This is a genomic window from Mycobacterium innocens (genome assembly GCF_900566055.1).
GTDB lineage: Bacteria > Actinomycetota > Actinomycetes > Mycobacteriales > Mycobacteriaceae > Mycobacterium > Mycobacterium innocens.
In genome coordinates this window covers 1-4,459 of sequence record NZ_UPHQ01000028.1, presented here as the reverse complement: position 1 = coordinate 4,459, position 4,459 = coordinate 1, and the positions used below count along the sequence as shown (strand labels likewise).

Here is a 4,459-nt window from a genome sequence, read left to right as displayed (position 1 = left end):
AGACCAGCGCGAAACCAGCGATACGCAGTCACCCGCGCAACACCATTGCGCTCAGCCCACGCCGCCAGATTCATACCTTTGTTCCTACCGCACACCACTGACAACTACCGACCACTCAACCCGCAACAGCTGGCAGCCCCCTAACCGCGTGCCATCGCCTCCAAGCGGCGGATGCGGTCCTCGATCGGCGGGTGCGTCGAGAACAACGATCCGATCCGCTCGCCTGCCCGGAACGGGTTGGCGATCATCAGATGCGCCTGGCTGGCCAGTTGCGGTTCCGGCGGCAACGGAGCCATCTGCACCCCACCGGAGATCTTGCGCAACGCCGACGCCAATGCCAGCGGGTCTCCGGTCAGGACGGCGCCCGATTCGTCGGCCTGGTATTCGCGGGACCGCGACACCGCCAACCGCACCACCGTCGCGGCGATCGGGCCCAGCAACGAAACCAGAAGCAATGCAAAAGGATTGCTGTTTTCTCGATTGCCGCCGAACATGCCCATCCAGATGGCCATGTTGGCCAGGGCAGTGATCACCGACGCCAGCGCGCCGGCGATGCAGGAGATCAGGATGTCGCGGTTGTAGACGTGGGACAGCTCGTGGCCCAACACCGCACGCAGCTCCCGCTCGTTGAGGATCTGCAGGATGCCCGTGGTGCAGCACACCGCGGCGTTACGTGGGTTGCGGCCGGTGGCGAACGCGTTGGGCGCTGCGATGTCGCTGATGTACAGCCGCGGCATCGGCTGATGGGCGGCGGTGGCCAGCTCGCGCACGATCCGGTACATCACCGGCGCCTGCAGCTCGGAGACCGGCTGCGCATGCATGGCCCGCAAGGCCAGCTTGTCGCTGTTGAAGTAGACGTAGACGTTCATCCCGACGGCGAACAGCACCGCCAGCCACATTGCCGTTGTACCGAACAGCCGGCCGGCGAACACGATCATCGCTGACATAACGACCAACAGCAGGAACGTCTTCAGCCTGTTGGCGTGCGGATGCCAGGTCATCAGTGTGTGTCCTCCTACGAACACCTCGGCTTGCCGATTTACTGCTGACTCAACGTCCGGAAGGGTCCGCCGGGTTCCGCGGGGTCGATAATCCCCGCTAGCCGTGCCGGCTGACGGTGTAGTCGACCAGCGCCGCCAGTGCCCGCCGGCCCGGAACATCGGGTAGCAGGTCCAGCTCGTGACGCGCCGCGGCGGCGTATTGGCCCAGCACCTCCTTGGCCTTGGCCATCCCCGGCGACGCGCGCAACAGCGCCAGTGCCTCGACTACCGCGTCGTCGTCGTGGATGGGTCCGGCCAGCAGCGCACGCAGCCGCGCACCGTCGGGCCCGGTGTCGCGCAGCGCGTAGAGCATCGGCAGCGTGCGCACGCCTTCGCGCAGGTCGGTGCCGGGCACCTTTCCGGACTCGTCGGATTCGCTGTCGATGTCGATGATGTCGTCGGCGATCTGGAACGCGGTACCGACGATGCCGCCCAGACGGCTCAGCCGCTCGACCTGATCGGTATCGGCGCCGGAGAACATGGCGCCGAACCGGCCCGCGGCCCCGATCAGGCTGCCGGTCTTCTCGTGCACCACCGTCAGGTACTGCTCGATCAGGTCCGCGCCTTCCGGGGCGCCGCGAGTCTCGCGCATCTGACCGGTCACCAGGGCAGCGAAGGTGTCTGCGACGATCCGCACCGCTGCCGGTCCCAACCGGGACACCAGCCGCGACGCCGTCGCCAGCAGGTAGTCGCCGGCCAGAATGGCGACATTGTTGCCCCACCGCGCGTTGGCGCTGGGGGCGCCGCGGCGGACCTCGGCCTCGTCCATCACGTCGTCGTGGTAGAGCGTCGCCAGGTGGATCAGCTCGACCACCGCGCCGGCGATGATCACTTCCTCAGCCTCCGGGTCCGGCCCGACCTGAGCCGACAGCACGGTGAACAGCGGCCGGAACCGCTTACCCCCGGCCTTGAACAGGTGCAGCAGCGAGTCGATCATCACCACGTCGGCGCTGCGTAACTCGGTGTCCATGAGCTGCTCGATCCGCGCGACACCGGCACGCACAGCCGTGGCGAACCGGGCATCCCCGAAGTCGACGCCTGCCACCACGGTCGCCGGAGTTTTCATTCGACCAACATACTGGTGAGCATGAAGACCGGAGCCGACCTGGTAGTCGTGGGCGCCGGGCCGGCCGGGTCGGCGGTGGCCGCCTGGGCTGCCCGCAGCGGCCGGGACGTCCTCGTCATCGACTCGGCCGGTTTCCCGCGCGACAAAGCCTGCGGTGACGGCCTGACGCCGCGAGCGATCGCCGAACTGGAACGGCTGGGACTCGGCGCCTGGCTGGCCGGCCGCATCCGCCACCACGGCCTGCGGATGAGCGGATTCGGCGGCGAGGTGGAAATCGCCTGGCCCGGACCGTCCTTCCCGGCGCACAGCAGCGCGGTGGCCCGCACCGAACTCGACGAGCGCATCCGCAAGGTCGCCGAGGACTGCGGGGCCCGCATGCTGCTTGGCACGAAAGTAGTTGCAGCGCATCACGACTCGTCGAGACGAGTGGTGTCGGTCAGGTTGGCCGACGGTACCGAGGTGGCCTGTGGGCAATTGGTCGTCGCCGACGGGGCGCGGTCGTCGCTGGGCCGCAAGCTGGGCCGCCGATGGCATCAGGAGACGGTCTACGGCATCGCCGCCCGCGGCTATTTGGCCACCGAGCGCGCGGACGATCCATGGCTCACGTCGCATCTGGAACTGCGCTCCCCCGACGGCGCCGTGTTGCCCGGCTACGGCTGGATTTTCCCGCTGGGCAACGGCGAGGTGAATATCGGCGTGGGAGCGCTGTCGACCACCAAAAGACCCGCCGAGCTGGCGCTGCGGCCGCTGATGTCGTACTACACCGACCTGCACCGCGACGAGTGGGGCTTTCCCGGCGAGCCGCGGGCGGTGGCGTCGGCGCTGCTGCCGATGGGCGGCGCGGTTTCCGGGGTGGCCGGGCGGAATTGGATGTTGATCGGCGACGCCGCGGCGTGCGTCAACCCGCTCAACGGCGAGGGCATCGACTACGGGCTCGAGACCGGGCGGCTTGCCGCCGAAGTTCTGGACACACGCGACCTGTCCCGGCTGTGGCCGTCGCTGCTGCACGACCACTACGCCCGGGGATTCTCGGTGGCACGCAGGCTGGCGTTGTTGCTGACCTTCCAGCGGTTCCTGCCCACGACCGGTCCCGTCGCGATGCGCTCCACCACACTGATGACGATCGCCGTGCGCGTGATGGCCAACCTGGTCACCGACGACGACGCCGACTGGGTGGCGCGGGTGTGGCGCGGCGCCGGGCGGGCGTCGCGGCTGATCGATCGCCGGCCGCCGTTCAGTTGAGCCCTGCGGTGCCTCTTGCGAGGTGCGGCAGAGGTGTATAGTCCGGCTAATGAAGGGAACGGGGCTGGCTCTTATCGCCTCCACGGCCGCGCTGGCGGTGGCTGCCATCGCATTGGCCGCACCCGCACAGGCCGACGACTACGACTACCCATTCAAGCAAACCGTCAACGGTTTCGGCGTTTACGGCCCGCAGGACCAGCTCGCGTGGCTGGCCAAGATCAGCTGCGAGCGACTGGAACGAGGCGTCGACCACACTGCCTACAACTCGGCGACCTTCCTGCAGCGCAACCTGCCGCGCGGGACCACCCAGGGACAGGCGTTCCAATTCCTGGGTGCCGCGATCGACCACTACTGCCCCGAGCAGGTCGGGGTTCTGCAACGGGCCGGCACCAGCTAATCGGGTTCGCCGGGCTTGTACCCGGCATGCAGCGCCACGATTCCGCCGGTCAGGTTGCGCCACCGCACCGCCGACCACCCGGCCCGCGAAATGTGGCCCGCAAGGCTCGCCTGGTCCGGCCATGCCCTGATCGACTCGGCGAGGTACACGTAGGCGTCGGGGTTGCTGGACACCGCCCGCGCCACCCGCGGCAACGCCCGCATCAGGTATTCCTTGTACACCGTGGCGAACAATGCGCTTGTGGGCGTGGAGAATTCGCACACCACCAACTGGCCCCCGGGCCGGGTGACGCGGGCCATCTCGCGCAGCGCGGCCGGGAAGTCGGCCACATTGCGCAGCCCGAAACTGATGGTGACCGCGTCGAATACCCCGTCGGCGAACGGCAGCCGGGTGGCGTCGCCGGCGACCTTGGGCACCTTGCGGGCCCCGCCGGCGGCCAGCATCCCGACCGAGAAGTCTGCCGCCACACACCATGCGCCGGACTTCGCCAGCTCCACGGTGGAGACCGCGGTGCCCGCGGCCAGGTCCAGCACCGTGTCGCCGGGACCGATCCGCAACGCCGACCGGGTGGCTCGCCGCCAGTACCGGTCCCGGCCCAGCGAGAGCACGGTGTTGGTCAGGTCGTAACGGCGGGCGACACCGTCGAACATCGACGCGACGTCCCGGGGATTCTTGTCCAGGGCGGCGCGACTCACCAGCCAGACGCTACCCGCC

At 68.6% G+C, this 4,459-nt stretch carries 5 protein-coding genes and 1 pseudogene; 2 read left to right on the top strand and 4 right to left on the bottom strand.

Features of this window, described 5'->3' with window-relative positions:
• The 3 genes and pseudogenes from EET03_RS03235 to grcC1 form a co-directional block, all read right to left on the bottom strand.
• Positions 1 to 74, bottom strand: a pseudogene (locus EET03_RS03235) (IS607 family transposase); the annotation flags it as partial.
• Positions 75 to 140: 66 nt separating this feature from the next.
• Positions 141 to 1,001: a zinc metalloprotease HtpX gene (htpX, locus tag EET03_RS03230; RefSeq protein WP_075542366.1), complete on the bottom strand. Its 861-nt coding sequence runs from the start codon at positions 999 to 1,001 to the stop codon at positions 141 to 143.
• A gap of 97 nt (positions 1,002 to 1,098) precedes the next feature.
• Positions 1,099 to 2,106, bottom strand: a complete 1,008-nt coding sequence (gene grcC1, locus EET03_RS03225; RefSeq protein ID WP_075542365.1) for a nonaprenyl/(2E,6E)-farnesyl/geranylgeranyl diphosphat synthase — start codon at positions 2,104 to 2,106, stop codon at positions 1,099 to 1,101.
• Between grcC1 and menJ the strand changes: the two genes are divergently transcribed.
• On the top strand, positions 2,062 to 3,348 hold the full coding sequence (menJ, locus tag EET03_RS03220) for a menaquinone reductase (RefSeq protein ID WP_099193947.1): 1,287 nt from the start codon (positions 2,062 to 2,064) through the stop codon (positions 3,346 to 3,348). The genes grcC1 and menJ overlap by 45 nt on opposite strands.
• Positions 3,349 to 3,397: 49 nt before the next feature.
• Complete coding sequence (locus EET03_RS03215; protein ID WP_063472866.1) at positions 3,398 to 3,745, top strand: DUF732 domain-containing protein; 348 nt, start codon at positions 3,398 to 3,400, stop codon at positions 3,743 to 3,745.
• Here EET03_RS03215 and EET03_RS03210 read toward each other — a convergent pair.
• Positions 3,742 to 4,440 carry a demethylmenaquinone methyltransferase gene (locus tag EET03_RS03210; protein ID WP_063472865.1) on the bottom strand — a complete coding sequence of 233 codons (699 nt, stop codon included), beginning with the start codon at positions 4,438 to 4,440 and terminating at the stop codon, positions 3,742 to 3,744. The two genes, EET03_RS03215 and EET03_RS03210, sit on opposite strands and share 4 nt — an antisense overlap.
• Between the last annotated feature and the right edge of the window lie 19 nt (positions 4,441 to 4,459).